At 57.7% G+C, this 25,729-nt stretch carries 28 protein-coding genes and 3 pseudogenes; 20 read left to right on the top strand and 11 right to left on the bottom strand.

What is annotated here, in order from left to right:
* The first annotated feature begins 1,052 nt into the window (after nt 1-1,052).
* From FQ187_RS18565 to FQ187_RS18555, 3 genes are all read left to right on the top strand, one after another.
* Nucleotides 1,053-3,110 carry an S-type pyocin domain-containing protein gene (locus FQ187_RS18565; RefSeq protein WP_256667345.1) on the top strand — a complete coding sequence of 686 codons (2,058 nt, stop codon included), beginning with the start codon at nt 1,053-1,055 and terminating at the stop codon, nt 3,108-3,110.
* A 1-nt stretch (nt 3,111) separates the two neighbouring features.
* Nucleotides 3,112-3,378 carry a bacteriocin immunity protein gene (locus tag FQ187_RS18560; protein ID WP_149630589.1) on the top strand — a complete coding sequence of 89 codons (267 nt, stop codon included), beginning with the start codon at nt 3,112-3,114 and terminating at the stop codon, nt 3,376-3,378.
* A gap of 222 nt (nt 3,379-3,600) precedes the next feature.
* On the top strand, nt 3,601-4,368 hold the full coding sequence (locus FQ187_RS18555; RefSeq protein ID WP_149630588.1) for an N-acetylmuramoyl-L-alanine amidase: 768 nt from the start codon (nt 3,601-3,603) through the stop codon (nt 4,366-4,368).
* Between the two features lie 78 nt (nt 4,369-4,446).
* Here the strand turns inward: FQ187_RS18555 and FQ187_RS18550 are convergent, their stop codons facing one another.
* The 5 genes and pseudogenes from FQ187_RS18550 to FQ187_RS18530 form a co-directional block, all read right to left on the bottom strand.
* Nucleotides 4,447-5,358, bottom strand: coding sequence for an SDR family oxidoreductase (locus FQ187_RS18550; protein WP_149630587.1), 912 nt, complete (start codon nt 5,356-5,358; stop codon nt 4,447-4,449).
* A gap of 111 nt (nt 5,359-5,469) precedes the next feature.
* The gene (locus tag FQ187_RS18545; RefSeq protein ID WP_149630586.1) at nt 5,470-6,372 is read right to left on the bottom strand and encodes an alpha/beta fold hydrolase; all 903 of its coding nucleotides are present in this window, start codon (nt 6,370-6,372) and stop codon (nt 5,470-5,472) included.
* Complete coding sequence (locus FQ187_RS18540) at nt 6,372-7,154, bottom strand: class II aldolase/adducin family protein (RefSeq protein ID WP_149630585.1); 783 nt, start codon at nt 7,152-7,154, stop codon at nt 6,372-6,374. Before FQ187_RS18540 ends, FQ187_RS18545 begins: the two co-directional genes overlap by 1 nt.
* A 131-nt stretch (nt 7,155-7,285) precedes the next feature.
* Nucleotides 7,286-7,701, bottom strand: a pseudogene (locus FQ187_RS18535) (LrgB family protein).
* A pseudogene (locus tag FQ187_RS18530) lies at nt 7,691-7,932 on the bottom strand (hypothetical protein). The pseudogenes FQ187_RS18535 and FQ187_RS18530 overlap by 11 nt, the downstream one beginning before the upstream one ends.
* On the opposite strand from FQ187_RS18530, the pseudogene FQ187_RS18525 reads away from it, so the two are divergent.
* A pseudogene (locus tag FQ187_RS18525) lies at nt 7,928-8,152 on the top strand (LysR substrate-binding domain-containing protein); the annotation flags it as partial. The pseudogenes FQ187_RS18530 and FQ187_RS18525 sit on opposite strands and share 5 nt — an antisense overlap.
* Here FQ187_RS18525 and FQ187_RS18520 read toward each other — a convergent pair.
* Nucleotides 8,133-8,588 carry a flavodoxin gene (locus FQ187_RS18520; RefSeq protein ID WP_149630584.1) on the bottom strand — a complete coding sequence of 152 codons (456 nt, stop codon included), beginning with the start codon at nt 8,586-8,588 and terminating at the stop codon, nt 8,133-8,135. The pseudogene FQ187_RS18525 and the gene FQ187_RS18520 sit on opposite strands and share 20 nt — an antisense overlap.
* A 154-nt stretch (nt 8,589-8,742) precedes the next feature.
* Here FQ187_RS18520 and FQ187_RS18515 point away from each other — a divergent pair, with 154 nt between their 5' ends.
* On the top strand, nt 8,743-9,219 hold the full coding sequence (locus FQ187_RS18515; RefSeq protein ID WP_149630583.1) for a PAS domain-containing protein: 477 nt from the start codon (nt 8,743-8,745) through the stop codon (nt 9,217-9,219).
* A gap of 53 nt (nt 9,220-9,272) precedes the next feature.
* Complete coding sequence (locus FQ187_RS18510) at nt 9,273-9,878, top strand: hypothetical protein (RefSeq protein ID WP_149630582.1); 606 nt, start codon at nt 9,273-9,275, stop codon at nt 9,876-9,878.
* 1 nt (nt 9,879) lies between these two features.
* On the opposite strand, the gene FQ187_RS18505 is transcribed toward FQ187_RS18510, so the two are convergent.
* A complete protein-coding gene (locus FQ187_RS18505) occupies nt 9,880-10,839 on the bottom strand; it encodes a MerR family transcriptional regulator (RefSeq protein ID WP_149630581.1) in 960 nt (319 codons plus the stop codon).
* Nucleotides 10,840-11,050: 211 nt separating this feature from the next.
* Between FQ187_RS18505 and FQ187_RS18500 the strand changes: the two genes are divergently transcribed.
* From FQ187_RS18500 to FQ187_RS18450, 11 genes are all read left to right on the top strand, one after another.
* Nucleotides 11,051-11,620 carry an antibiotic biosynthesis monooxygenase gene (locus FQ187_RS18500; protein ID WP_149630580.1) on the top strand — a complete coding sequence of 190 codons (570 nt, stop codon included), beginning with the start codon at nt 11,051-11,053 and terminating at the stop codon, nt 11,618-11,620.
* A gap of 80 nt (nt 11,621-11,700) precedes the next feature.
* Nucleotides 11,701-12,411 (top strand): dihydromonapterin reductase, encoded by a 711-nt coding sequence (folM, locus tag FQ187_RS18495; protein WP_149630579.1) that lies wholly within the window; start codon nt 11,701-11,703, stop codon nt 12,409-12,411.
* 22 nt (nt 12,412-12,433) lie between these two features.
* Nucleotides 12,434-13,009 carry a GTP cyclohydrolase I FolE gene (folE, locus tag FQ187_RS18490; RefSeq protein WP_149630578.1) on the top strand — a complete coding sequence of 192 codons (576 nt, stop codon included), beginning with the start codon at nt 12,434-12,436 and terminating at the stop codon, nt 13,007-13,009.
* Between the two features lie 2 nt (nt 13,010-13,011).
* Complete coding sequence (gene folX / locus FQ187_RS18485; protein ID WP_129438421.1) at nt 13,012-13,383, top strand: dihydroneopterin triphosphate 2'-epimerase; 372 nt, start codon at nt 13,012-13,014, stop codon at nt 13,381-13,383.
* A 67-nt stretch (nt 13,384-13,450) separates the two neighbouring features.
* A complete protein-coding gene (locus tag FQ187_RS18480) occupies nt 13,451-13,747 on the top strand; it encodes a DUF1244 domain-containing protein (RefSeq protein ID WP_095129425.1) in 297 nt (98 codons plus the stop codon).
* Complete coding sequence (locus FQ187_RS18475; RefSeq protein ID WP_149630577.1) at nt 13,740-14,078, top strand: HopJ type III effector protein; 339 nt, start codon at nt 13,740-13,742, stop codon at nt 14,076-14,078. The genes FQ187_RS18480 and FQ187_RS18475 overlap by 8 nt, the downstream gene beginning before the upstream one ends.
* Nucleotides 14,079-14,213: 135 nt before the next feature.
* Entirely contained in the window at nt 14,214-15,464 is a 1,251-nt protein-coding gene (locus FQ187_RS18470) for an aspartate aminotransferase family protein (protein WP_149630576.1), read from the top strand.
* Between the two features lie 131 nt (nt 15,465-15,595).
* Nucleotides 15,596-16,570, top strand: coding sequence for an amino acid ABC transporter permease (locus FQ187_RS18465; RefSeq protein WP_149630575.1), 975 nt, complete (start codon nt 15,596-15,598; stop codon nt 16,568-16,570).
* A 60-nt stretch (nt 16,571-16,630) separates the two neighbouring features.
* On the top strand, nt 16,631-17,359 hold the full coding sequence (locus FQ187_RS18460; RefSeq protein ID WP_134422119.1) for an amino acid ABC transporter ATP-binding protein: 729 nt from the start codon (nt 16,631-16,633) through the stop codon (nt 17,357-17,359).
* 45 nt (nt 17,360-17,404) lie between these two features.
* Entirely contained in the window at nt 17,405-18,232 is an 828-nt protein-coding gene (locus tag FQ187_RS18455; protein ID WP_149630574.1) for a transporter substrate-binding domain-containing protein, read from the top strand.
* A gap of 82 nt (nt 18,233-18,314) precedes the next feature.
* Entirely contained in the window at nt 18,315-19,598 is a 1,284-nt protein-coding gene (locus FQ187_RS18450; RefSeq protein WP_149630573.1) for an FAD-binding oxidoreductase, read from the top strand.
* 198 nt (nt 19,599-19,796) lie between these two features.
* On the opposite strand, the gene trxB is transcribed toward FQ187_RS18450, so the two are convergent.
* On the bottom strand, nt 19,797-20,759 hold the full coding sequence (gene trxB, locus FQ187_RS18440; RefSeq protein ID WP_149630571.1) for a thioredoxin-disulfide reductase: 963 nt from the start codon (nt 20,757-20,759) through the stop codon (nt 19,797-19,799).
* Between the two features lie 316 nt (nt 20,760-21,075).
* On the opposite strand from trxB, the gene cysZ reads away from it, so the two are divergent.
* Both cysZ and FQ187_RS18425 read left to right on the top strand, forming a co-directional pair.
* Entirely contained in the window at nt 21,076-21,828 is a 753-nt protein-coding gene (gene cysZ / locus FQ187_RS18430) for a sulfate transporter CysZ (RefSeq protein WP_149630570.1), read from the top strand.
* Nucleotides 21,829-21,868: 40 nt separating this feature from the next.
* Entirely contained in the window at nt 21,869-23,092 is a 1,224-nt protein-coding gene (locus FQ187_RS18425; RefSeq protein WP_149630569.1) for a glycosyltransferase family 1 protein, read from the top strand.
* Here the strand turns inward: FQ187_RS18425 and FQ187_RS18420 are convergent.
* From FQ187_RS18420 to FQ187_RS18410, 3 genes are all read right to left on the bottom strand, one after another.
* A complete protein-coding gene (locus tag FQ187_RS18420) occupies nt 23,061-24,164 on the bottom strand; it encodes an NADH:flavin oxidoreductase (RefSeq protein WP_149630568.1) in 1,104 nt (367 codons plus the stop codon). The two genes, FQ187_RS18425 and FQ187_RS18420, sit on opposite strands and share 32 nt — an antisense overlap.
* 157 nt (nt 24,165-24,321) lie before the next feature.
* Nucleotides 24,322-24,804: a glutathione peroxidase gene (locus FQ187_RS18415; RefSeq protein WP_149630567.1), complete on the bottom strand. Its 483-nt coding sequence runs from the start codon at nt 24,802-24,804 to the stop codon at nt 24,322-24,324.
* 124 nt (nt 24,805-24,928) lie between these two features.
* Nucleotides 24,929-25,414 carry a peptidylprolyl isomerase gene (locus tag FQ187_RS18410; RefSeq protein ID WP_007901600.1) on the bottom strand — a complete coding sequence of 162 codons (486 nt, stop codon included), beginning with the start codon at nt 25,412-25,414 and terminating at the stop codon, nt 24,929-24,931.
* Between FQ187_RS18410 and FQ187_RS18405 the strand changes: the two genes are divergently transcribed.
* Nucleotides 25,383-25,721 (top strand): DUF3565 domain-containing protein, encoded by a 339-nt coding sequence (locus tag FQ187_RS18405; RefSeq protein ID WP_056742973.1) that lies wholly within the window; start codon nt 25,383-25,385, stop codon nt 25,719-25,721. The two genes, FQ187_RS18410 and FQ187_RS18405, sit on opposite strands and share 32 nt — an antisense overlap.
* Nucleotides 25,722-25,729: the final 8 nt, after the last annotated feature.

Raw genomic sequence — 25,729 nt, 5'->3', positions numbered from 1 at the left:
TCTTCCAATTTTGGCCAGAAGCCGAAGACGGCTTCTTCGAATAGGCCTGATACATAGATGCAACGGGGCGGCGGTTTTTCAAAAGCGGGTAGACAGTGGGGGCGAGTCCATACATAGCAGCTGCCGAAGGCTGCGTTCGGTTCGGGCCGCGTTCGGACGCAGCAGTCGTAAACCATGCCTGCGCGGTCATCCGAAATACAGAGGTGGTTGATTGAACGACTGCTGCGCAGCCGAACGCGGCCTTCGGCAGCTGCTACAAGAATGAGATCCCCCCATGCGGAGCGGAACTGTTACTCATGCTGCAACAGTTCATGTCATGAATTGCTATTTTTCCTTTTGGCTCAAGGCCTTATTCTTGCCGGGCTTTCACGGCAAACGGCCGGAAAGCACGAAGTAATGGCGAGTGACCCGTCCGCGTCATTGGCGATAGATTTCAGATGAATTGAAGATGTTCGACTCATCGCCCCGTGTTCACTGACGTTGATTTATTGCTCCTTGATCAATCGTCTTACTTTGGCCGCTGCGTTTGCAGCGGCCTTTTTTATGGGCGGTGGTTTTGTGACGGTGGCGAAGAGCAACTTTTGTTTAAGACTGTCCTACAGGATGTTTCCGATAACGCTATAAGAAACATCTTTTTACGCAAAAGATAATCCTGCCGTTACTCCTATCCAATAGAAACCTCCCTCATCTTCATATGTAACGCCCTACACACCTCTCAGATCCGCGGCTTCCACTTCTGCTGTAACTTTAAATGGCACGAAGTAATAGTTGGCATCCCTATTCGCAATGGCTGGTCAACAAGGCGCTCTTTTTAAAACATCAAGCACATTCAAAAGGATATGAATATGCAAAAACCACCAAAACCACCACACGAAAATAACTCGAGGCCTGGCTTTCTTGAAATAACTACACCTGTCGAGATAGTAGGGGTCGCACCCGATCATTTTATACCCCCACCCCGAACGGGAACCCATCTGCAAGCAGGCCCCTTTGGGCGCGGCGTATCGACTTACAATCAAAATCGAGGCACCGTAACAAACACGACCCGAGCGTTGGAACAGGAATATCAGACCAGGTCCAGCCAACTGCCGCAAACCATCGAGGCAGAACTGGCAGCGACCCGATATGAAGGCCCAACAGATCCAGTTCCACCTTTGCAATCAGTCGCCCGGGAATTAGGGGTACTGAATAAACTCACTGAACGTAAAACAGCAGAGTTCCACAGTAAAACAGCCACTGCCAACGCGTTTTATGGAGGTGATCCATTTAACCGGCATATCAATGAATTCATGATCAAAGCCACAAAAATAGAGAAGTGGCCTGGACCGGATGGCATTGCGATGCAGTCCTTGAATCAATCACTCAGAGCCGCGATCGAAGCCAGACTGCTGTCTCAAACCTTGCAGTCGCTCCACCAGCGAACCGTCAATCTTCAACACACCCTCAATGCCATGCAGGCAACTGAACAGGCGCGGTTGGCGGCGGAACAGGAAGCACAACGAGTAGCTGCCGAGCGCGCCCGGATCGAAGCTGAACAGCAACGGCAGAGGGACATTGCCGATGCTGCACACCGAGAGCGGGTTGCTTTTTTTGCTCGTGAGCGGGCACGGTTTGTAGCATTACATGAGGCTAGGCGTCCTGCCAAGGAACAAGCACAAACTGCCGCTGAAGCAGCTGCACGCCAAGTGGCTGCAGAACAGGCACGCCTGGAAGCGCAAGCAGATCCCTTGCACCGGGCAGCTGAGGCTGACGCTGAGAAATCACGCATAGAACGAGCGCACCGAACTCAAAAAGAGCAGCGAGAACGTCAGCGTGAAAACGCACTACGCACAGAGCGGGACGTGTATCGCCAACAAGCTGAGAAAAACCGCCGAGAAAGGCTAATCCAGGCAGTGCTGGAAGCTCAGGAAAATAGGCGACAGCAGGCATTGCTGGATGCTCAGGCCGAACCGGAACGACTTGCAGAACTAGCGCGACTGACAGCCCGGAGGCAAGCACAGACTGAGGCACGCTGGGAAAACCCCGTATTCGCCCACTACGGTTCAATGGCGGCATTCGGCCCAACGTTTACCGGCACACTCGGAACTGTCGGCGTTAGTCCTGCGACTTCCTTGGCACTCAGGACCGCGTTACGTGCAGCGGTATCCGCGGCTATAGCAGCACTCGCGTCAACAGCAACGCCGGTACTGGTTGGGTTCGCCGCCCTATTGGCTCCCTCCAGGCTGGGTAACGGTGATCTTTTCTCTGTAAGTGTTCCGCTGTCAGAACTCGCTCCTGATTCAACGGCCGACCTGTATGAACTGGCAGCCGTCGGAGGGGAAATCGACCTGCCGGTGAGACTCGGCTCGAGGACGATAGGCAATAGCGTAGAGATCGTCGTTGTTGCCACTGACGGAGTGACTGTACCCGCGAGTGTGCCGGTGAGGCTTGCTCACTTTGACGCGCGCAAGAATGTTTACGTATCCGGCAGTACCGTCTCCAACGGCCCCGTCATCACCTGGACGCCGTTGATAGAACCGCAGGATCCTTCAACGGAATTTCCGCTGATCGACACTGACCTGCCGATATATGAAGGCGCTACCGTCACCCCCGACGCGGGACGAATCGATCCTTTTCCAGAGCTGGATCGCTACGGATTTGGTGGCTTCATCACCGTCTTCCCGATCGACTCCGGGATCCCTCCGACATTCACTATGTTCAGGGATCGGCGGCAGGATCCCGGTGTTGCCATCGGGAGCGGACAGTCGGTTTCAGGAAATTGGTTGGGTGCAGCTTCGACGCTGGAAGGGGCGCCGATTCCCAAGCAGATTGCGGATAAACTTCGGGGGCGGGAGTTTTCGAGCTTCAAAGCGTTTCGCAGAGTATTTTGGAAGGCCGTAGCAAATGACCCATTTCTGATTGATCAGTTTACCCAACTCAACAAAACTGACGTGAGAGATGGTCTATCACCAAGTGCCCTTCCCTCGGAGCAAGTCGGTGGACGGAAGAAGTTCGAGATTCATCATATTGAGCCTATCAGTGAAGGCGGTGCAGTTTACGACATAGATAATCTTCGTATATTGGCACCAAAGCAGCACATCGAAACTCATTCCAGAAAAGGAGAAATGTGAAATGAAACTGAAAAATAAACTCGAAGAATACACAGAGTCCGAGTATCTGAACGTTATAAATCGTTTATTCCAAGGAAAGTTCTCATCAGAGAAAGAACACGATGCATATGTTGACAACATCGTAAGCACTTCAGAACACCCAAACGGCACAGGTGTTTTGTACTACCCAGAGGAGGGTGTTGAAGACGGCCCTGCCGGCGTACTAAAAGCCATCAAACAATGGCGAGCAGCCAACGGAAAACCAGGCTTCAAACCTGAAGCACAGTAATCCAAACAAAGAAGCAAGCATTCGTGCTTGCTTCTTATACTGCCCACTCACAACCAGCCCTTATGCAAACTCGCGAGACTTCCTACCACCTACACATTTCTCGGAAAGCGACTACATAGCTCTGTAATCACGCGAAGCGTCCCAGCGATTAAGGTTAATCACACGTCAGTCATTTATTTAACCCTGCTGACTTCAACCTAATTCACTGCGAGCATTCTTTTCATGAAACCCATTGACTACAACAAATACCGCTCCACTAAAAGCTTCAACACCCGCGTACGCTTTCTTATTTTCCACTACACAGCCGGCAACTTCTCCAGTTCGGTCAATGCACTGACCGGCCCGAATGTCAGCGCCCATTATCTGGTTCCCGACATCACCGATCCGAGCTACTTGAAAGCAGGTTATACCGGGCAGGAAGTTTTCAATCTCGTCGACGAAACCAAGCGTGCTTGGCATGCGGGTGTCAGTACCTGGGGCAATCGAAGCAATCTGAACGACACGTCTATCGGCGTTGAAATCTTCAACCTTGCAACGTTTAGCCAAGGGGTTTTCAACTTTCCGCCGTATCAGCCAGAACAAATTGCCGCCATTGAAGAGCTGGCGTTGAACATCCTTGAACGCTACCCGGATATCAGCCCGTCCCATGTTCTGGGGCACTCGGATATTGCGGTCGGCCGCAAGAGTGACCCAGGGCCGAAATTCTCCTGGCATGCTCTTTACTTGAAAGGCGTCGGTGCCTGGTTCGACGATGCCACCCAAGACACCTATCTGCAGCAATTCAACGAGACCGGCATTCCAGCCCGAACCGAATTGCTCACACTGTTCAAGACTTACGGGTATGACATTTCCGGCGCGTCAACCGAACAAGGCTTCACACACCTTGTTCGAGCCTTTCAGTTGCACTTTCGCCCGGAAACCTACAACGGGATCATGGATGCGCAAACGGCCGCGAATCTGGCGGCATTGGTTCACAAGTATTTTCCTTGAAACCGCTGAAAACCAGACTTCAGTTCCGACTATCAAGAACCAGCAAGGTCAAAATAACGGTGACCTTGCTGGCTTCCATCAAATCGAATACTTCTGCAAATTCGCCATCATTTCCTTCAGCGCTTCAAGGTTGTCCTGCGGATGCGCCGCGCCTTCGAAATCGCAGATCTGTTGCCAATGCGCCGCCACATCTTCGGGTGAGAAACCGACCCGCGGATCAAACCCCGCGCCGAGGCTTCGTTCCCAACGCACCTTGCCCATCCAGCCGCCGCCGACTTCAAACAGCCCGGAGGTTTCCTGGCAGTTCTCGCTGGCGAGGTACACCACCAGCGGGCTGACCAGTTCCGGTTTGAGTTGTTCGAAGACTTGGGGCGGGATCAGGCCTTCGGTCATGCGGGTGCCGCCGGTGGGGGCGATGGCGTTGACCAGGATGTTGTTCTTGCGGCCTTCGATGGCCAGGGTGCGGGTCAGGCCGTAGAGGCCGAGTTTGGCCATTCCGTAGTTGGACTGGCCGAAGTTGCCGTAAATGCCCGAGGTCGAAGCGGTGAAGATGACGCGGCCGTAGTTTTGCTCGCGCAGGTGCGGCCAGGCGGCACGGGTAACTTTGTAGGCGCCTTCGACGTGGACGCGGTAAACCAGGTCCCAGTCGCCGTCTTCCATTTTGTGGAAGGTTTTGTCCCGCAGGATCCCGGCGTTGTTGACCACTACATCGACACGGCCGAAGGTGTCCAAGGCGTTCTGAACGATTTTGTCGCCGTCGGTGACGGAGTCATGGTTGGCCTCGGCGATGCCGCCGGCCTCGCTGATTTCAGCCACAACCCGGTCGGCTGCCGAAGCGTTTGCGCCTTCGCCCTGAGCCGAGCCGCCGAGATCGTTGACCAGCACTTTGGCGCCCTGCTTGGCGAACAGCAGTGCGTGGGCCCGGCCCAGGCCGCCGCCTGCCCCCGTGATAATCACGACTTTATCTTCGAAGCGCACAGACTCATTCATTGGGGGACTCCAGCAGGCCAGGGGACAATGAGTCCGAGTGTCAGGCACGGCGATGCGGGTCACAATGAACTGGGGTGAGGCTGAATGGTGCGCGATAAGGCAGAGGGATAATCAGGAGCAGGCGGCCTTGCGCGGCGGTGAAACCAGCTGATCGCGAAACTCCAGATAGTGCTTGAGCACCTGCCCCGGCGCCTCGGTTTGAGGGTAGTGGCCAATACCAGGCAACAAAACCGTGTCCGGGTTCGGGATCAGTTCCCGATAGCGCTTGACCATGTGCGCACCGGAGATCGGATCGACCTCACCATCGATCACCCGCAACTGCACTTCACCACGCTGCATCGCGCTGACCCAACGCTCGCGCTGGGCACGCCGCTCAGGGATGTAGGCGATCAACTTGTGCATGATCCGTGGCCCGTGATTGCTCTCGATCAGGCTCCAGAAATCATCCATCTCGCTCTCGGTGGGGCGGCTTTGGGGGCCGAAAATCTGCCGGAAACTCTTCACCAGACCGTCACGGGAAAAGGCTCGCCCGATCATCCAGCCCAAGGGGCTGAGCAGGAGTTTTTGCATCAGTATCGGGCGATGGGTTTCGGGAAACAGGCCGCCATTGAGGAACACGCAACTGGCGATATGAATGCGCGCTTCGTAATGCCGGGCCAACAGTTCCTGGGCCACGCTGTCGCCATAATCGTGAGCCAACAGGTGCACCGGCTGCTCGACCTTCACGTGCGCCAACAAAGCCTGTTGCAGATCGGCCTGCTCCAGCAGGCTGTATTCGTGGTCCACCGGTTTGGCGGAATCGCCAAAGCCGAGCATGTCGCAAGCAATCACCCTATAGCGCTGAGTCAGCGGCTGCCACAGGAAATGCCAGTCCCAACTGGCGGTCGGGAAGCCATGAATGAGCAACAGTGGCTCTCCCTGCCCCGCCGTCCAGTAACGGATGGTCTGGCCACGGAATACGAACGTCTGGCCGCGTTTGCGCCAGACACACAGGGGGATCTCGGCGAGGGCCATTAGAGTTTATAACCCGGGTCTTGTTTATCGAGTTTGCGCAGCAACGCTGGCCAGGCCAGTGCACCGCCCATCCCTTGAGCACTTTTGGTGACGCCGGCAATCATCGCCTTTGCACCCGCCAGAATCTGCGGTTCGATGCTGATCAATTCGGCACCACCGTTCTGCGCCAGCACCTGGATATCGCAGGCGCGCTGGAAGGTAAACATCATCAGGAACGTGTCGGCGATGGTAGGGCCGCAGGTCAGCAGACCGTGGTTGTGCAGCATCAGGAAATTGTTTTCGCCGAGGTCGGCTTGCAGTCGCGCCTTTTCTTCATGGTTAAGCGCAACACCTTCGTAGGCGTGATAAGCCAGGCTGGACAGGACAAACAACGACTGTTGACTGATCGGCAAAATGCCTTGTTTCTGCGCCGACACCGCGACACCCGCCGCAGTATGGGTGTGCAGCACGCAAACGACATCGTGACGAACCTCGTGCACCGCGCTGTGGATGGTGTAACCGGCCGGGTTGATCTCGTAAGGGCAGTCCATCAGCTTGTTGCCGGCCTGATCGACCTTGACCAGGCTTGACGCGGTAATCTCGTGGAACATCAGCCCGAACGGGTTGATCAGAAAGTCTTCGGTACCGGGGACCTTGGCCGAGATGTGGGTAAAAATCAGGTCATCCCAGCCATGCAGGGCAACCAGACGATAGCAGGCAGCCAGATCGACGCGGGTCTGCCACTCGGCGGCACTGACCTGGTCTTTGACACTGTGTGGCGATTGGACGGAGGTTACGCTCACGACAAGGAACTCCTGTTCTTATTATTTTGCTCACGTGAACCAGTCTAGTCAGCCTCCGAGGTTCGTGTAGTTGCATTGGCAGCCAGCTTGATGGCCTAGCGAGTCAGTACGCCAATGAACGTGGATCCATGTCAAAGTACTGCCGCCAACAACGGTGCGGCGGACAGATTCAGCAGCCCCGTCAGAACCATGACTAACCCCGTCACGGAGCCCTCTTCACCCCCCACTTCATGCGCCCGACTGACCCCGGCACCGTGTGCGCCGACGCCAAACAATGCGCCTCGAGCCAAGGCGCTGCGCAGGGGCAACCACTTGAGCAGAATGCCGCCGAGCATCGCCCCGAACACCCCGGTGAACATCACAAATACCACCGTCAGTTCCGGTACGCCGCCCAGGTCCGGGGCCAGCGGCATGGCAACAAAAGAGCCGGGACCAGAATCAGTGGTGACAGCACATAGCGCCCGGTGCGCCGGTAGATCCAGCGGCTGAATAAATAAGCCAGCAGCGTGAAGGCCAGCCAGAACATCGGCATCAGCTCAAGCTTCACAAGACCTCCTCAACTGCACCACCATTTCCACGGTAAATGCGGTCACCAGCATCACCATCAGCGTGCTGACGCCGATCACCAGCAGAATTCGCAAACCATCACTACGCAGCAAACTGCCGTAATCGAGCAGGCAAACCACACGGCCATCTGGCAGCCGAGCAGATAGATGGCCAGCAGCACGACTAATTCCGTCGCCAGTCGAGCCAAGCTTTTTAAGGTTGATGCGTTCATGGCGGAGCTGGTGGCTGCCGGTCAAGGTGTGGTGCTTTTGCCGCGCGTGGTGGCACGCGGGCTGGTGCGGCCAGGCGTGGTGCGCCTGACCTTGAACGCGCCGAGTTATTTGCGTTGGGAGATCGCCTTCATCTGGCATCAGGGCGCGTACTTGTCAAAAGCCGCGCAAGCCTGGCTCGCCTTGCTGCGCGAGCGTCCGGTCAGCCCCGCAGAGCGCTGACCAGCTCCGCCAGCCAAGGCTCGGCGTCGGTTTCCGGCGTGACGCTTTCGCTGGCGTCCAGGCGCAGCATGGGCAGGACTTCGCGCAGGCCCAGCTCGCCGAACAATTCACGCATTTGCTCGCCGCCACCGCAGAACGTATCGCCGTAGCTCGCATCACCCAGGCCAATCACGGCGCCTGGCAAGCCACGCCAGGCAGCCGGCAACTGGTCGCGAATGGCGAAATACAACGGTTGCAGGTTGTCCGGCAACTCGCCCATGCCGGTGGTCGAGGTCACCGCCAGGAAGGCTTCGGGGCCAAAGGCCTGAACATCGGTGAACCTTGCACGCGGGTTGTGCCAGGTTTCGAACCCCGCGGCGTTCAAAATGTTCGCGGCATGGCGGGCGACTTCTTCAGCCGTGCCGTACACCGAGCCGGAAAGGATGGCGACTTTCATCAATCTGATCCTGAAGCTGAATAAAAAGACGGGGGATATTAACAGCCATGGCAAAAAAGCTGCGCTTGACTCTCAATTAATGCTGATGGCCAGTAGAAAGTTCTCAGTGTTCTTTTAAAATGCATCCCACAATCAAATTGGAAAGGATTCTCCGATGATTAACGCCCAACTGCTGCAAATGGTGATCAACGCTTCCAACGACGGCATCGTGATTGCCGAAAAGGAAGGCGAACAGGACAACATCCTGATTTACGTCAACCCGGCATTCGAACGCCTGACGGGTTACACCAGCGAAGAAGTCCTTTACCAGGATTGCCGTTTTCTTCAGTCCGGGGACCGCGACCAGGAATCTCTCCCGTTGATTCGCGAAGCATTGAGCAGTGGCGGTTCCTGCCGGGAAATCCTCAGGAATTACCGCAAGGACGGCACGCCGTTCTGGAACGAACTGTCCCTTTCAACAGTGAAAAACCCGGACGATGGACAGATTTATTTCGTCGGGGTGCAGAAAGACGTCACCCGTCAGGTCAAGGCACAGCAGCGAGTCACGCAGTTGGAGGCGCAGTTGGCTGAGGTCCAGGCCGAGCTTGCCGCACTGAAAGCGACGAACGGCGAAAACAAAACGAAGAATTAATTGTCATTAACTACAATCACCAGTGACTTTGTAACTATTTTGTCGAGCAGATCATGCAACGCGACGCACTCCTGACTCAGGATGAGCTGGATTTTATCCAGACCATGCAACACAACCCGCAACTCAATGTGCGGGATGCGACGTCGAGCCTGCTCGTCAACGGTGGTTCACAGATCCGTGACTTGCTCACGCGTCTTGCCGCTCATGAGCAAGTCACCATCCAGGCCAACTTCGAAAATCAGCAAATGACTTTCCCGCTGCACCTGGTGGAAGACGAGTTTCACGCGATGCATTTACGCCTTGGCGTCCCCAGCATCTATGAAGACGGACCGATGGTCCGGCCATGGCGCCTGGTACTCGAAGAACCGGTAGCGTTGGAGAATGCCAATGGCCAGCCCGGTACGATGTGGGTGCACGAAGTGTCGTTCAAAGGTGTTTTGCTGGAAGTTCGCAACAAGACCAAACCGCCAAAACATTTCGCCTTGTGGTTCAGCCCGTCAGGCTATGAGCGCATCGCGTTGCGCGGTGCCTTCGAGAAAGAAACCGATAACGGTTTCTATGCCTATCAGTTGAATCAGGATGACAAGGACGAAACCGAGCGTCTGCGCCAGTACATCCTTCAACAGCATAGGCTGACGCATCCGGCCATGCATCTCTGATTCAAGTGTCCAGGTTGCCTGTCAGGAACTGTTTCAAACGCTGACGCATGACCAGTCCTTCGTTACCCAGACATCCAATCGACGATCCAGCCAGGCTTTCCTGCACCAGATCGGACGCATCCCCCGCCAGCATCAACTGACAATCCAGGCTCAAGGCCAGGCGTTTCAAGCGCCGTGGCAACTCGGGCGCAGGCGAGTGATTGGAAAACAGCACCAGCGCCTTGGGCTTGATCCGCTCGCAGACCAGGGCCAATTCGTCGAATGGCTGACCGATAGCCAACACTTGAATAGCCGAATCGACACTGCTCAGAAATAGCGCCGCTACCAGTACTTCGAGTTCACGACACTGATCGTTCAAGGCGCAGACAATCACCCGGCGCGGCTGCATGACACGCATCAGCAGCAGGCGTTGCAACACTCGAGAACGCAGAAAACCATCCAGGAAAAACCACTCGCTGGCCTGGCCGAATACTTCATGGCGCTGCAGTAATTGCTTCCAGAGTGGAAGCAGAATGTCCTGAAACACGACAGTCAGGGGATAACTGGAAAAGATCAGTCCATAGACCTGCTCCAGTTGAACCTCGTCAAAGGCTTTCACCGCCACCTGAACCTGTTGCTGCCATTGCGTGTAGTCAGCGTGTACGAGCTCATTCGGGATGATGTGCGGCAGGGCCTGTAGCGGTGCAATCCTAGCCAGGATCTTGCCGACTTTACTGACAGCAACGCCGCGTTCGATCCAGCCAAGGATGCTGTGGACCCGATCGATATCGGTCATCGAATACAGTCTGTGCCCACTTTCAGTGCGCGCTGGCTCTATCAGCCTATAGCGTCGTTCCCATGCACGTAGCGTGACCGGGTTGACCCCCGTCAGGCGTGCTACTTCGCGTATCGGATACAGTTCTTCCTGTTCGAGTGGAAGACCGGACTGCAATCCAGGGACAACGTCAGTCAGGACAGGCATTTTACAATTCTACGTCCATGTATAAATTGGATCCCATTCTAACTCCCCTGCCCCCACACTACTCAAGAGGTTGATGGCGACAAAAATCACTGACGTACCCGGCAAGATCAGGAATAATCCTTGCTTGTTCCAAGACGCAGCCCACCACCCCGGCGCTGCGCCTGACGAAACTCCTATCCGGAGCGACGCGATTGTCATACGGAGATACAAAATGTCTACCTCACCCGTCACGCTGATGGTTGCGCGCCGCGTCGCCGATGGGCGCTATCAAGACCTGATCGCCTGGTTGCACGAAGGCGAACAACTGGCCACCGATTTCTCCGGCTATCTCGGTTCTGGCGTGCTCGCTCCGCCCCCCGACGATGACGAATTCCAGATTATTTTCCGCTTCGCCGACGAGCAGACGCTGCACGCCTGGGAGCATTCTGTATCGCGCACCGCATGGCTGGCACGCGGTAGTGACTTGTTTGCCCATCCAACGGAACATCGTGTCAGCGGCATCGAAGGCTGGTTCGGCGCGACCGGCCAGCGACCACCACGCTGGAAACAGGCCGTGGCGATCTGGTTGGCATTCTTTCCGGTTTCCCTGCTGTTCAACTTTGTCCTCGGGCCGTTGCTGAGCGACATGAGTCTGCTGAGCCGGGTATTCATCAGCACCTTGTGCCTGACCCCACTGATGGTCTACTTCTTCATTCCCCTGTCGACCCGCCTGCTGGCCAGCTGGCTGAACACCACGCCGCAACGGCCGCTGCCCGCCGCCCCCTCCACCCAAAACCAATGATCCCCATGTGGGAACCCCACGGTAGGTGAATGCCGCCGCGCGCTGGTATAGTTTTGCTCTTACCGCGACGCGAGCCGTTCATGACCTCTTTCGTAGCCCCAATCCTCATCACCGGTGCCGGCCAACGTGTCGGCCTGCACTGTGCGCAGCGTTTGCTCGAGGATGGCCAGCCGGTAATCTTCAGCTACCGCAGTGAACGCCCCGGCGTGCAGGTTCTGCGCGACCTGGGGGCGACCGCGGTGTTTGCCGACTTCTCCACTGAGTCCGGAATCTTCGCGTTCATCAGCGAACTGAAAAACCACACCGACAGCCTGCGGGCGATTGTCCATAACGCCTCCGAATGGCTGGCGGAAACCCCGGACACCGACGCCGCAGCCTTCACCCGCATGTTCAACGTCCACATGCTGGCGCCCTACCTGATCAATCTGCATTGTGCCGACTTGCTGCAACGTTCAAGCCTGGCGGACATCGTGCACATCAGCGACGATGTGACCCGCAAGGGCAGCAGCAAGCACATTGGCTACTGCGCCAGCAAAGCCGGCCTCGACAGCCTCACCCTGTCCTTCGCCGCGAAATACGCGCCGACAATCAAGGTCAACGGTATCGCGCCAGCCCTGCTAATGTTCAACCCCGACGACAACGCGGCATACCGTGCCAACGCACTGGCCAAATCCGCGCTGGGCATCGAACCCGGCAGCGAAGTGATCTACCAGAGCCTGCGTTATTTGCTCGACAACCCTTATGTCACCGGCACGACCCTGACCGTCAACGGCGGACGGCACATCAAATAAGCGGCCCCCGCGAGGATGTTCCATGACGTTATCCCTGCCCCACAACGCCCTGTCCCAGAGCTATCGCGAGATCCTCATCGGCCTCGGTGAAAACCCCGACCGCGAGGGTCTGCAAGACACCCCGGCTCGCGCGGCAAAAGCCATGCAGTACCTCTGCCATGGTTATGAGCAAAGTGTCGAAGAGATCGTCAACGGCGCGCTGTTCGCTTCCGACAACGATGAAATGATCATCGTCGACAACATCGAGCTGTACTCGCTCTGCGAACATCACATGCTGCCCTTCATCGGCAAGGCGCATGTGGCTTATATTCCAACGGGCAAGGTGCTGGGCCTGTCGAAGATTGCACGACTGGTGGACATGTTCGCCCGCCGCCTTCAAATCCAGGAAAACCTCACTCGGCAAATCGCCGACGCGGTGCAGCAAGTGACCGGTGCGGCGGGCGTCGCGGTGGTCATCGAAGCCAAGCACATGTGCATGATGATGCGCGGCGTCGAGAAACAGAATTCGACCATGAACACCTCGGTGATGCTCGGCGCCTTCCGCGAGTCGAGCAACACCCGCCAGGAGTTCCTGCAATTGATTGGACGGAGCAAGTAGCAATGCCACAACTTCAACCAGGAACGGCACGCATCCGGGTCAAGGACCTGTGCCTGCGGACCTTCATCGGGATCAACGAGGATGAAATCCTCAACAAGCAGGATGTACTGATCAACCTGACCATCCTGTATGCCGCTCAAGAAGCGGTGCGTGACAACGACATCGATCACGCGCTGAATTACCGCACCATCACCAAGGCGATCATCGCCCACGTGGAAGGCAATCGTTTCGCCCTGCTCGAACGCCTGACTCAGGAAATTCTCGATCTGGTCATGGCCAACGAATCGGTGTTGTACGCCGAGGTCGAAGTCGACAAGCCCCACGCCCTGCGATTCGCCGAGTCGGTGTCGATTACCCTGGCCGCGAGCCGCTGACCGCGTCTGGCGCATTGTTCGTCAGACTTTTATCATCCGCGCACGATTTGATTGCACAGAGCTCGCCATGAACGATCAACAACGCCTGGAACTCGAAGCCGCCGCCTTTCGCCGGCTGGTCGCCCACCTCGACAGCCGCAAGGATGTGCAGAACATCGACCTGATGAACCTCTCCGGTTTCTGCCGTAACTGCTTGTCCAAGTGGTACAAGGCCGCTGCCGATGAACGCCAGATCGAGGTCAGCCTCGATGACGCCCGCGAAGTGGTTTACGGCATGCCGTACGCCGAGTGGAAAGCCCAATACCAGCAAGAAGCCAACGCCGAACAACAAGCGGCGTTCGCCAAAGGAAAACCCAATGAGTGATTTGAACACCCTGCGTGCCCGCCTCAAGAGCGGCGAACACGTTTTTGCCGACACCCTGGCGTTCATCGCCGCCGGCTACGACTATCAGCCTCAGGCTTTCAACAACGGCGGCGTGGAAAACGCAGCCGGGCAGAACGAAGGTTCGTGCAAGACCCTGGGTCTGGCGCTGCTGGAAGGCTTGAGCGATGAAGAAGCGCTGTTGGCGTTCGGCGAGCATTACCGTTCTGTGGTGGCGACGCCTGAGGGCAGCGATCACGGCAATATCCGTGCGTTGATTGCTCATGGACTGGCCGGTGTGAAGTTCACTCAACAGCCGCTGACTCGCCGCTAATTCAACGCCCGCGCCCACACCCGTAAATCACATCCCGACTTTTAAGATTGACCCGGCAACTTTATTTCGTTTGCCGGGTACCGCTGCTCACGGCTTAGATAAAAAGAAGCATCCCTTCTTTTGAGTCAGGTATCCATGAGCAGCGAAACCATCAGCCAGTCGATCAACATCGTTCATCCCGTCACACTCAGCCACGGCAAAAATGCCGAAGTCTGGGACACCGATGGCAAACGCTACATCGACTTCGTCGGCGGCATCGGTGTATTGAACCTCGGCCATTGCCATCCGCGCATCGTCGAGGCCATTCGCGAACAAGCCACCCGGCTGACCCACTACTCGTTCAACGCCGCTCCGCATGCGCCCTACATCGAACTGATGGATCGCCTCACCGCGTTTATTCCGGTGGATTACCCGGTCAGCGGCATGCTCACCAACAGCGGCGCAGAAGCGGCGGAAAACGCCCTGAAAATCGTGCGTGGCGCCACCGGTCGCACGGCGGTCATCGCCTTCGACGGCGCCTTCCATGGCCGCACCCTCGCCACGCTCAACCTCAACGGCAAAGTCGCGCCCTACAAACAGAAAGTCGGCGTGCTGCCGGGTCCGGTATATCACCTGCCCTTCCCGAGCCAGGACAACGGCGTGACCTGCGCCGAGGCCCTGAAGGCCATGGACCGGCTGTTCAGCGTCGAGATCGACGTCGACGACGTCGCCTGTTTTATCGTCGAACCGGTGCAGGGCGAATCGGGCTTCCTGGCGCTGGACGTGGAGTTCGCCCAGGCGCTACGCCGCTTCTGTGATGAAAAAAACATCGTGCTGATCGCTGATGAAATCCAGTCCGGCTTCGGACGCACCGGCCAGCGTTTTGCATTTTCGCGACTGGGCATTGAGCCGGACCTGATTCTGCTGGGCAAAAGCATCGCCGGCGGTGTGCCGCTGGGGGCGGTGGTCGGGCGCAAGTCGCTGCTCGACACCTTGCCCAAGGGCGGACTGGGCGGCACCTATTCGGGCAACCCGATTGCCTGCGCCGCGGCACTGGCAACCCTGGACGAGATGACCGATGCGAACCTGCACGCCTGGGGCTCGCAACAGGAAGAGGCCATCGTCAGCCGCTATGAGGCCTGGCGCGCCAACAAGCTTTCCCCGTTTCTGGGCCGCTTGACCGGCCTTGGCGCGATGCGCGGTATCGAACTGATCAATCCCGACGGCACACCCGCCTCAGCGCAGTTGACCCAATTGCTGGCCCTGGCCCGCGACGCCGGTTTACTGCTGATGCCCAGCGGCAAGTCGCGCCACATCATTCGGCTGCTGGCACCACTGACTACTGAGGCAGCGGTGCTGGAGGAAGGGCTGGATACCCTCGAGGCTTGCCTGGCGAAGCTTTCCTGAAAAGCAAACTACGATCAGGGACTGACATAGCGAATTATGTTCGCTTGTAGTCCCCGATTTTGCGTCGCAATACTGGCCAAATACCCCTTTTACCAAGCGAGATCACTACCACCTACAAGCCTGAGGCGTTCATGTATCACGACAATATAATTTATAAAAAAAAGTCCAATGATCCTCAATTCCTGCTTGGCGTAGCCGTGGTGCTGTTTCTCGGCTCCTACCTGATGAACCTGGGTAACAGCGCCCTCAGTCATTTCCTGCATCCGCTGCTGGGCAATGCCCCGGACAGCCTGACTGCTCGCAATATCGCCATCGGCCTGGCGATTGCCGCACTGGGCACGCTGAACTTTCACGTCCTCGGACGCTTGAAATTCAAAGTGCAGACCACCGTGGTATGGATCGAACTGCTGATCCTGTTTCTGGCGTTCTTCGACACATTCGACCTTTCCTACAGCTTCATCCTCGACAAGATCGGTTTCCTGATCATCCAGGGCGCCGCGACCACGCTGTACATCTCCGCCGTGGCGATCGTGATTGCCTTCGTGCTGGCGTTGATCGGTGCCGTGGCCAAGCTGTCGAACAACGGCCTGGCCAATGCCATCGCCTCGTTCTACACCTCGTTTTTTCGCGGTGTTCCGCTGCTGATCCAGATCTACCTGATTTACCTCGGACTGCCGCAACTGGGTTATGTGGTGGACGCAGTGCCGGCCGGCATCCTCGCGTTGTCGCTGTGCTACGGCGCCTACATGACCGAGATTTTTCGTGCGGGCATCCAGAGCATTCCGGTGGGTCAGTGGGAGGCCTCACGAGCCCTGGGCATCAGCCCGTTCAAGACCCTGAGCCGGGTGATCATGCCGCAAGCCTTGCGGGTGATCATCCCGCCCACCGGCAACCAGTTCATCGCCATGCTCAAGGACAGTTCGCTGGTGTCGGTGATCGGCGTCTGGGAATTGATGTACCTGGCCAAGACCCAGGGTCGTGCGGACTTCCGCCACCTGGAAATGCTGATCACCGCCGCGATGATTTACTGGGCCCTGTCGTTCATCCTCGAACGGGTGCAGGCGCGGATCGAAAAACGGGTCAACCGATCCATCGCAAGGGGCTGATGCGTGATGACTACGGCAGAACGAATCGACCTGGCACCTGTTGCGCAGACCAGCCCTTCGATGATTTCCATCATCGGTTTGAACAAGTGGTACGGCGACTTTCACGCGTTGCGCGATGTCGACCTGAACGTCGCCGCCGGCGAAATCCTGGTGGTGTGCGGACCGTCGGGCTCAGGAAAATCGACGATGATTCGCTGCATCAACCACCTGGAGAATTTCCAGAAAGGCCACATTCAGGTCAACGGCATCACACTCACCAGCGAAGCAGAAAGTGTCAGCGCGGTGCGCCGGGAAATCGGCATGGTGTTCCAGAGCTTCAACCTGTTCCCACACTTAAGCGTGATGGACAACCTGACCCTGGCCCCGCAACTGGTGCAAGGCGTGTCGGGCGCTGAGGCGAAAAAACGCGCTCAGGTCTACCTGGAGCGGGTGCGAATTGCCGAACACGCCGACAAGTACCCTTCGCAACTGTCCGGTGGCCAGCAGCAACGCGTGGCGATTGCCCGGGCGCTGTGCATGAACCCCAAAGTGATGTTGTTCGACGAACCAACCTCGGCCCTCGATCCGGAAATGGTCCACGAAGTGTTGGACGTGATGGGTGAGTTGGCCACCGACGGCATGACCATGATTTGCGTAACCCACGAAATGGGTTTTGCCAGCAAGGTCGCTGACCGCGTGCTGTTCATGGACCAGGGCCAGGTCATCGAACAAGCCACCCCTTCCGAGTTTTTCAACAACCCGCAAACCGAACGCGCACAGAAATTCCTGTCGCAGATCATTGGTCACTGAGCACTATTTGCCCCTTCATAACAATAACGATAAGTGGAGATGGACATGGTCAGCAAAAAACACGTAATCGCAGCCGCAATGTCGCTGGTGTTCGTCGGCGCCGCCAACGCCGGAGCCGTACTGGACAAAATCCAGAGCAGTAAAACAATGACCGTCGCCACGTCGGCGACCTGGCCACCCCAAGGGTTTATCAACGACAAGAATGAAATCGACGGGTTTGATATCGATGTTTCCAAGGAGATCGCCAAGCGTCTCGGCGTCGAGGTCAAGTTCATTACCCCCGATTGGGACGTGATCACCGCCGGCAAGTGGAACGGGCGCTGGGACATGTCCGTGGGCTCGATGACCGCCACTAAAAGTCGCGCGCGAATTCTCGACTTCCCCGCGACCTACTACTACGTGCCCTACGTGTTTGCGGTTCACAACAAATCCACACTCACCGACCACAAAGCGCTCAATGGCAAAACTATCGGTGTCGAAGGCGGCACCACGTCCGAGGATTACCTGAACCAGGCGCTGGCCATCGAAGCGACGGACCTGCCCCCCGTCACCTACGATGTACAGACCAAAAAGATGAAAACCTATGCCGGCTCCCTTGGACCGTTGGATGACTTGCGACTGGGCGACGGTGTTCGTCTAGACGGCATCCTCACTCAGCGCAGCACGCTGGAAGCGGCCATCAAGAAAAATTACCCGCTGCGTGCGGTCGACAACGGCGTGGTGTTTTACGAACCCCTGGCCATTGCCACCGACAAGGGTGACGCGGAATTGAAGGCCAAACTCGGTCAAATCATCGGCGAGATGCACAAGGACGGCACGCTGACCAAGCTGTCGACCAAGTGGTACGGCGTGGACTATTCGACCGTCCAATAACCCCGCCCACTGTGGGAGCGAGCTCGCTCCCACAAAGGCCAGGTGTTCGCTTAAATGACCGGCAACCTATCAAGGATTGACCATGTCCTTCCCCACCACTTGGTATTCCCAAACCTCGCTGCCCCGCGCAGCCAGGCCCGAACTGCGCACTGACGAAACTTGCGACGTCTGCATCATCGGCGCCGGGATCGCGGGCCTTACCGCGGCCCTGGAGCTGACCCGGCGCGGCAAACGCGTGATCATCCTCGAAGCCCGGCAAGTCGCCTGGGGCGCGTCCGGTCGAAATGGCGGCGTGGTCTCGCCGGGCTGGGCTGAAGGGTCGGGAGCGATCCGCAAGAAACTTGGACTGGAACAGGCCAAGGCGCTCTTTCAAATGTCGGTCGAGGGTGTGGAGATTGTCCGCCGCAACATCGCCGAACTGGCATTGTCCGGTTGCGATCCATCCGCCGGTACGATTCGGGTCAAGCGTTACGACGACAGTGCTGGTGTGAAAAACCACATCGAGAGCATGCGCCGGGACTTCGGCTATGAACTCAACTACCTCGACACTCCTCAGGTCCGCGAGCGGGCCCACACCCTGCGTTATTTCCAGGGCATCGAGGATCCGAAGGCGCTGCACTTTCACCCGCTGAATTATTGCCTGGGACTGGCCCTCGCCATCGAAGCAGCAGGAGGCCGGATCTTCGAACAATCAAAAATGCTGGCCTGGCATCGCGAAGGCGCCGACAAAATTGTCCAGACCGCTCACGGCACCGTGTGCTGCCAGGACCTGGTGTTCTGCGCCGGCGGCTACGGCGGCCCGGAGTTGCAAAAACTCAGCCGCGCCTACCTGCCCATCGCTACCTATGTAGTGCTGACCGAGCACCTGGGCGATTCGATCAAAAACGTCCTCGACTCCGGCGCCGCGTTCTCCGACGACCGCCGCGCCTCAGACTATTACCGCGTGGTCGAAGGCGACCGCCTGCTCTGGGGCGGACGCATCACCACCCGCAACGAACAGAACGAAAAGGCCCTCGCCGCCATGCTCAAGGCCGACATGGTGTCGGTCTATCCACAACTGGCCCCGGTCAAAATCGAATTGGCCTGGTCCGGCCTGATGGGTTACTCCACCAACAAGATGCCCAACCTGGGATTGCTCGAACCGGGCGTCTGGGCCTGCACCTCGTTTGGTGGCCATGGCTTGAATACCGGCTCGATTGGCGGCAGGGTCATCGCCGAAGCGGTGTGCGGGGAAAGTGCGCGTTATCAGTTGTTCAAACCGTACTTGCTGGACTGGAACGGCGGGCCGTTCGGGCGGATTGCCGCCAATGCCATCTATCAATCGTTGAAAGTCATGGACTTCGTCCAGGAGCGATTTCGCGGCTGATCGCAATCGACTTCGGCCAATGCAAAAACCTGTGGGAGCGAGATTGCTCGCGATAGCGGTATGTCAGTCGATATCACTGTTGAATGATAAATGGCTATCGCGAGCAAGCTCGCTCCCACAAGGGCCGGGGTCGGCAATGCATCTTTTTATATATGCACAAAAAAACCGGCCGAAGCCGGTTTTTTCATTTCAACACAATCAGAACGAAGCGTTCTGCAGGTCGTCAAGGTAACGCTCGGCGTCCAGTGCCGCCATGCAGCCGGCGCCGGCCGAGGTGATGGCCTGACGGTAAACGTGGTCAGCCACGTCACCGGCAGCAAAGATACCTTCGAGACTGGTGGCAGTGGCGTTGCCGTCACGGCCGCCCTGCACAACCAGGTAGCCGTCTTTCAAGGTCAGCTGACCTTCGAACAGCGAAGTGTTCGGGGTGTGGCCGATGGCGATGAACACGCCGTCAACTGTCAGCTCGTCGAAGCTGCCGTCGTTGTTCTTCAGGCGGGCACCGGTCACGCCCATGTTGTCGCCCAGAACTTCGTCCAGGGTCGAGTTCAGCTTCAGGATGATCTTGCCTTCGGCAACTCGGGCATTCAGCTTGTCGATCAGGATCTTCTCGGCGCGGAAGGTTTCGCGACGGTGGATCAGGGTGACCTTGCTGGCGATGTTGGCCAGGTACAGCGCCTCTTCAACGGCGGTGTTGCCGCCACCGACCACGGCCACTGGCTTGTTGCGGTAGAAGAAACCGTCGCAGGTCGCGCAGGCCGAAACGCCTTTGCCCATAAACGCTTCTTCCGACGGCAGGCCCAGGTAACGAGCGCTGGCACCGGTGGCGATGATCAAGGCGTCGCAGGTGTAGGTCGCGCTGTCGCCGGTCAGGGTGTACGGCTTGGCAGCGAAGTCCACGGCATTGATGTGATCGAAGATGATCTCGGTTTCAAAGCGCTCGGCGTGCTCTTTCATGCGGTCCATCAGCGCCGGGCCGGTCAGGCCGTGGACGTCGCCAGGCCAGTTATCGACTTCGGTGGTGGTGGTCAGTTGACCGCCGGCTTGCATGCCGGTGATCAGCAGTGGCTTGAGGTTGGCACGGGCGGCATACACCGCGGCGCTGTAACCGGCAGGGCCGGAACCGAGAATAATCACTCGCGAATGACGGACTTCAGACATGACCTGCTCCTGTTGACCGGCCCGAAACTTCTGGCGCGGAACGCCGGGTTGCCGGCGGGAATAAAAAAGGACCGTTGAAAGCACTTGGGGAAAGCTTGAGCCCGACAGTCCTGTAAAAAGTATGGGGTGCAGCGTATCGAGGGGGCGAAGATTAAGGAAATACGGTTTAACAATCCAGCTCATAGGCGGTCTCTATCCCATCACGATGGATACATAGGCGCCTTTGTTACAGTTAATGTCGATGCTGCTACCGCGCTTTCGCCCGTCAGGCAAAGCCGGTAAGGTCGGCGCGTTTCCCCTTTGCTCGGAGCACGTTATGCCCGCCCCCGTTCTGTCCGGCCCGCAATACCTGCGCGAAGGCCTCAAGTTGGTCCTGAGCCCAAGCCTGCGCTTGTTCGTGTTGCTGCCCTTGGTAATCAACCTGGTGCTGTTCGTCGGATTGATCTACCTGGCCAGCCATCAATTCAGCCTGTGGGTCGATACGTTGATGCCGTCCCTGCCCGACTGGCTGAGTTTCCTCAGCTATGTGCTCTGGCCGTTGTTCGTGGTGCTGGTGGTGTTGATGGTGTTCTTCACCTTCACCATGCTGGCCAACGTCATCGCCGCGCCGTTCAATGGTTTCCTCGCGGAAAAAGTCGAAGTCGTGGTGCGTGGCACGGACGACTTCCCGACCTTCAGCTGGGGCGAACTGATCGCCATGATCCCCCGCACACTGGCCCGGGAGATGCGCAAACTCGGTTATTTCCTGCCCCGCGCCATCGGGTTGTTCATCCTCTCGTTCATTCCGGTGGTTAACATCATTGCCGCACCATTGTGGCTGCTGTTCGGGGTGTGGATGATGGCGATCCAGTACATCGACTACCCGGCGGACAACCACAAACTGGGCTGGAACGAGATGCTTGCCTGGTTGCGCGAGAAGCGCTGGCAGAGCATGAGCTTTGGCGGAAGTGTTTATCTGGTGCTGCTGATTCCGGTGGTCAACATCCTGATGATGCCGGCTGCCGTGGCGGGAGCGACCTTGTTCTGGGTGCGTGAACGCGGCGCGGAAAACCTGGTAGTCCAGCGCTGATTCGGTCACAAATTCATCATCCCATCGTCACACTGACGACATGGCCTCAGCCGACACTGAGGTCATGACGACAGCTCTGCATATCACTCTGATCACCGAAACCTTCCCTCCCGAAATCAACGGAGTGGCCAATACCCTCGGTCGCTTGTGTGACGGCTTGCGCGCGCGCGGGCATCAGGTGGAACTGGTGCGACCGCGGCAGGGTTGCGATCAGCAGTTGGGCAGCGACGATGCGTTGTTGCTGTGTCGGGGCTGGCCGCTGCCGGGTTATCCCGGCTTGCAATGGGGTCAGTCGTCTATGCACAAGTTGCTGCGGCGCTGGAAGCGTCATCGCCCGGACGTGCTGTACATCGCCACTGAAGGACCGCTGGGATTGTCCGCGTTGCGCGCGGCGCGGCGCTTGGGGATTTCCGTGGTCAGCGGCTTTCACACTAATTTCCAGCAGTACTCCAGTCAGTATGGGCTTGGACTGCTGACGCGATTGCTGACCCACTACCTGCGCTGGTTTCACAATCGTTCGACGCTGACCCTGGTGCCGAGCGTGAGTCAAAGAATGGAACTGGAGCGCCGGCATTTCGAGCGCCTGGCGTTGCTGTCGCGTGGGGTCGACAGCCAGTTGTTTCACCCGACCAAGCGGCTGACGTCGCTACGCGAACAGTGGGGTTTGGCCGACAGTGACATTGCCGTCATCCATGTAGGTCGCCTGGCACCGGAGAAAAATCTCGGCTTGCTTAAGCGCAGTTTCGAAAGGCTGCGTACGACTTATCCACAGAAAAACCTGAAGTTGATCGTGATCGGCGACGGTCCGCAACGAGTGGTCCTGGAGAAAGAACTGCCCGAGGCGATTTTCTGTGGCTCACAACGCGGCGAAGCCTTGGCCAGTCACTATGCGTCGGGGGATGTGTTTCTGTTTCCCAGCCTGACCGAAACCTTCGGCAATGTCGTGCTTGAGGCGCTGGCCTCGGGACTGGGTGTGGTGGCCTACGATCAGGCAGCAGCGGCTCAGCACATTCGCCATGGCTACAACGGCGTGCTGGCGATGCCGGGGGACGAAGAGGCGTTTTGCGATGCGGCGTGTTGGCTGTTGGAGGAGCGCGAAACCTTGCGCTGCGTGCGGCTTAATGCGCGTCAGCATGCGAGTCGCCAGGGCTGGGCAGCGATTATCGAGCAGTTTGAGGGGCAGTTGCGCGGGGCTTGTCAGACCCCGCTTGCCTCAGGCATAGAGCCTCAGCTTAAACCAGGGTCATCAACGCCTCACGGCTGAACGGCAGGATGTCTGCTTCACGGCCGTCACGCACTTTCTGCGCCCAGTCCGGGTCCACCAGCAGCGCACGACCTACCGCCACCAGATCGAACTCATCATTGTTCAAACGCTCCAGCAGTTTTTCCAGGCTGGCCGGCTGCGCGATCTTGTCGGTGTTGACCATGAACTGCAGGAACTCGCCATCCAGGCCGACGCTGCCCACGGTGATGGTTGGTTTACCGGTGAGCTTACGGGTCCAGCCGGCCAGGTTCAGCTCGGAACCGTCGAACTCCGGCTCCCAGAAACGGCGCGTCGAGCAGTGGAAAATGTCCACGCCGGCGTCGGACAACGGCTTGAGGAACTCGCCCAACGCTTGCGGGGTTTGTACCAGACGCGCGGTGTAATCCTGCTGCTTCCACTGAGAGAAACGGAAAATAATCGGGAAGCCTTCGCCGACCGCAGCACGCACAGCCTCGATCAGTTCAATGGCAAAACGCGAACGGTTAGCCAGGCTGCCGCCGTATTCGTCGGTGCGCTGGTTGCTGCCTTCCCAGAAGAACTGGTCCACGAGGTAGCCGTGGGCACCGTGAATTTCCACGCCGTCCATGCCGATGCTCCGGGCATCTTTGGCGGCCTGGGCAAATGCGGCGATCACGTCCTGGATATCTTGCTGGGTCATGCCGTGAACCACGACCTGACCGTCCTTCAATTTCTCCGACGGACCGTAACCCGGCACGCTGGCGTGCGGCTCGGTGCCGATGCGGCGCACGCTGCCGACATGCCACAGCTGCGGAACGATCTTGCCGCCTTCAGCGTGAACCGCGTCGACTACTTTTTTCCATCCGGCCAGCGCCGCTTCGCCGTAGAAATGCGGTACGTTCGGGTAACCGTTGGAAGCCTTGTGGCCGACCGTGGTGCCTTCGGTGATGATCAGACCAACACCCGCAGCGGCGCGACGACGGTAGTACTCGATCACTTTGGAATTTGGAACGCCACCCGGCGAAAACGAACGGGTCATCGGTGCCATGACGACACGGGTCGGCAGTTCGAGGGTACCGAGGTGGAACGGTTTGAACAGGGCTTTGACAGGCATGGGACGCTCCACGAAAACAGTATCGACGGGACATAGGTTTTATGACGGCGATAATATGCGGAGCGGCAAGCGATGCACAGCACTATTGATTGCGGTGATTAAGGTTAAAAAGGCAGGCATAAAAAATCGCAGCTCAGAGGCTGCGATTTTTTTTGGTTCAGCTCAGCGCTTTTTCGATCGCATGAACGACAGACGGATCATCCGGCGCCGTGCGCGGCGAGAACCGTGCCAGCACGCGACCATCCTTGCCCAGCAGGAATTTTTCGAAGTTCCAGGTAATGTCACCGGGAAATTCAGCACCCTCGCCCGCCAGCAGACGGTACAGCTGATGACGATCGTGACCGTTGACTTCCAGCTTGCTGGACAACGGAAAACTCACGCCGTAGTTGAGGCTGCAAAACTCCTGGATCTCTTGCTCGGTACCCGGTTCCTGCCCGGCAAACTGGTTGCACGGCAGGCCCAGTACACTGAAGCCTTTGTCCTTGTATTGCTGGTAGAGGTTTTCCAGCGCCGCGTACTGAGGGGTCAAGCCGCATTTGGAGGCGACGTTGACCACCAGCACGACGTTCCCCTTGAAGGGCGCCAGAGGTAGCTCCTGACCATCCAGGCCTGTCAATTTAAGGTCGTGAAAAGCACTCATGACGAACTCCAGATTCCCGTGTTCTTCTCGAAACAGCCACTTGGCGGTGTTACCAGGGACAGCCGCTGACTAAAAAGGCGCCCCTCGGGCGCCTCTCCAGTTCTCGAAAGCTTAGCGCAGAAAATCAGTGGTGATGGCCACCTTCGCCATGGACGTGACCATGAGCGATTTCTTCCTGGCTGGCATCACGGATGTCGATGATCTTGACCTGGAAATTCAGGCGCTGACCCGCCAACGGGTGGTTGCCGTCGACGGTGACATCGTCGCCGTCCAGATCGCGAATGGTGACGATCTGCATCTGGCCGTCCGGAGCGGATGCGTGGAACTGCATGCCCACTTCCAGCTCGTCGACGCCTTCGAACATGCTGCGGCTCAACGTGCTGACCAGTTCGGCAGCGTATTCGCCGTAGGCATCTTCAGGTTCAACGGCTACGGTCAGCTCGTCGCCGACAGCTTTGCCTTCCAGTGCCTTTTCCAGGCCCGGAATGATGTTACCTGCGCCTTGCAGGTAGACCAGCGGCGCGCCGCCGGCGGAGCTGTCGATGACCTCACCAGCGTCGTTGGTCAGGGTATAGTCGATGGAGACAGCCTTATTGGCGGCGATCAGCATGGGGCGAGACCTTTTGCATAAGAATGAAGAATGGCCAAGTTTAGCGAAGCAATCGCCCGAAAGCGAACACAACCCGGACAGACGGGTGGCAGCGAAAGGCTCAACGGTCACAGGCTTCCATCAGGATGAGGACGGGCACTGGGTGGCCGAGCTTTCCTGCGGTCACACCCAACACCTTCGCCACCAGCCACCGTGGCAATCGCGCGCCTGGGTCCTGGACCCCGCGCAGCGTATTGAAAAAATAGGCCAGCCCTTTGATTGCGGTTGGTGCGCACAAGGCTCGGTTAGCGATAACCTTGGCGACTGAATTTCGGT

The organism is Pseudomonas sp. ANT_J28 (assembly GCF_008370005.1).
In the GTDB taxonomy this organism is placed as follows: domain Bacteria; phylum Pseudomonadota; class Gammaproteobacteria; order Pseudomonadales; family Pseudomonadaceae; genus Aquipseudomonas; species Aquipseudomonas frigoris.
The sequence above is the reverse complement of the archived record's forward strand: the minus strand, read 5'-3'. Positions and strand labels throughout refer to the sequence as shown.

What these genes read in the sequence shown, in the direction of transcription:
- FQ187_RS18415 (WP_149630567.1), bottom strand. Translation starts at nt 24,804, where the DNA reads ATGAGTGCTTTTCACGACCTTAAATTGACAGGCCTGGATGGTCAGGAG.
- trxB (WP_149630571.1), bottom strand. Translation starts at nt 20,759, where the DNA reads ATGTCTGAAGTCCGTCATTCGCGAGTGATTATTCTCGGTTCCGGCCCT.
- FQ187_RS18470 (WP_149630576.1), top strand. Translation starts at nt 14,214, where the DNA reads ATGAGCAGCGAAACCATCAGCCAGTCGATCAACATCGTTCATCCCGTC.
- FQ187_RS18510 (WP_149630582.1), top strand. Translation starts at nt 9,273, where the DNA reads ATGCAACGCGACGCACTCCTGACTCAGGATGAGCTGGATTTTATCCAG.
- FQ187_RS18425 (WP_149630569.1), top strand. Translation starts at nt 21,869, where the DNA reads ATGGCCTCAGCCGACACTGAGGTCATGACGACAGCTCTGCATATCACT.
- FQ187_RS18560 (WP_149630589.1), top strand. Translation starts at nt 3,112, where the DNA reads ATGAAACTGAAAAATAAACTCGAAGAATACACAGAGTCCGAGTATCTG.
- FQ187_RS18405 (WP_056742973.1), top strand. Translation starts at nt 25,383, where the DNA reads ATGGAGACAGCCTTATTGGCGGCGATCAGCATGGGGCGAGACCTTTTG.
- FQ187_RS18520 (WP_149630584.1), bottom strand. Translation starts at nt 8,588, where the DNA reads ATGAAAGTCGCCATCCTTTCCGGCTCGGTGTACGGCACGGCTGAAGAA.
- FQ187_RS18515 (WP_149630583.1), top strand. Translation starts at nt 8,743, where the DNA reads ATGATTAACGCCCAACTGCTGCAAATGGTGATCAACGCTTCCAACGAC.
- FQ187_RS18465 (WP_149630575.1), top strand. Translation starts at nt 15,596, where the DNA reads ATGTATCACGACAATATAATTTATAAAAAAAAGTCCAATGATCCTCAA.
- FQ187_RS18420 (WP_149630568.1), bottom strand. Translation starts at nt 24,164, where the DNA reads ATGCCTGTCAAAGCCCTGTTCAAACCGTTCCACCTCGGTACCCTCGAA.
- folM (WP_149630579.1), top strand. Translation starts at nt 11,701, where the DNA reads ATGACCTCTTTCGTAGCCCCAATCCTCATCACCGGTGCCGGCCAACGT.
- folX (WP_129438421.1), top strand. Translation starts at nt 13,012, where the DNA reads ATGCCACAACTTCAACCAGGAACGGCACGCATCCGGGTCAAGGACCTG.
- folE (WP_149630578.1), top strand. Translation starts at nt 12,434, where the DNA reads ATGACGTTATCCCTGCCCCACAACGCCCTGTCCCAGAGCTATCGCGAG.
- FQ187_RS18555 (WP_149630588.1), top strand. Translation starts at nt 3,601, where the DNA reads ATGAAACCCATTGACTACAACAAATACCGCTCCACTAAAAGCTTCAAC.
- FQ187_RS18550 (WP_149630587.1), bottom strand. Translation starts at nt 5,358, where the DNA reads ATGAATGAGTCTGTGCGCTTCGAAGATAAAGTCGTGATTATCACGGGG.
- FQ187_RS18505 (WP_149630581.1), bottom strand. Translation starts at nt 10,839, where the DNA reads ATGCCTGTCCTGACTGACGTTGTCCCTGGATTGCAGTCCGGTCTTCCA.
- FQ187_RS18455 (WP_149630574.1), top strand. Translation starts at nt 17,405, where the DNA reads ATGGTCAGCAAAAAACACGTAATCGCAGCCGCAATGTCGCTGGTGTTC.
- FQ187_RS18460 (WP_134422119.1), top strand. Translation starts at nt 16,631, where the DNA reads ATGATTTCCATCATCGGTTTGAACAAGTGGTACGGCGACTTTCACGCG.
- FQ187_RS18500 (WP_149630580.1), top strand. Translation starts at nt 11,051, where the DNA reads ATGTCTACCTCACCCGTCACGCTGATGGTTGCGCGCCGCGTCGCCGAT.
- FQ187_RS18450 (WP_149630573.1), top strand. Translation starts at nt 18,315, where the DNA reads ATGTCCTTCCCCACCACTTGGTATTCCCAAACCTCGCTGCCCCGCGCA.
- FQ187_RS18545 (WP_149630586.1), bottom strand. Translation starts at nt 6,372, where the DNA reads ATGGCCCTCGCCGAGATCCCCCTGTGTGTCTGGCGCAAACGCGGCCAG.
- cysZ (WP_149630570.1), top strand. Translation starts at nt 21,076, where the DNA reads ATGCCCGCCCCCGTTCTGTCCGGCCCGCAATACCTGCGCGAAGGCCTC.
- FQ187_RS18475 (WP_149630577.1), top strand. Translation starts at nt 13,740, where the DNA reads ATGAGTGATTTGAACACCCTGCGTGCCCGCCTCAAGAGCGGCGAACAC.
- FQ187_RS18410 (WP_007901600.1), bottom strand. Translation starts at nt 25,414, where the DNA reads ATGCTGATCGCCGCCAATAAGGCTGTCTCCATCGACTATACCCTGACC.
- FQ187_RS18480 (WP_095129425.1), top strand. Translation starts at nt 13,451, where the DNA reads ATGAACGATCAACAACGCCTGGAACTCGAAGCCGCCGCCTTTCGCCGG.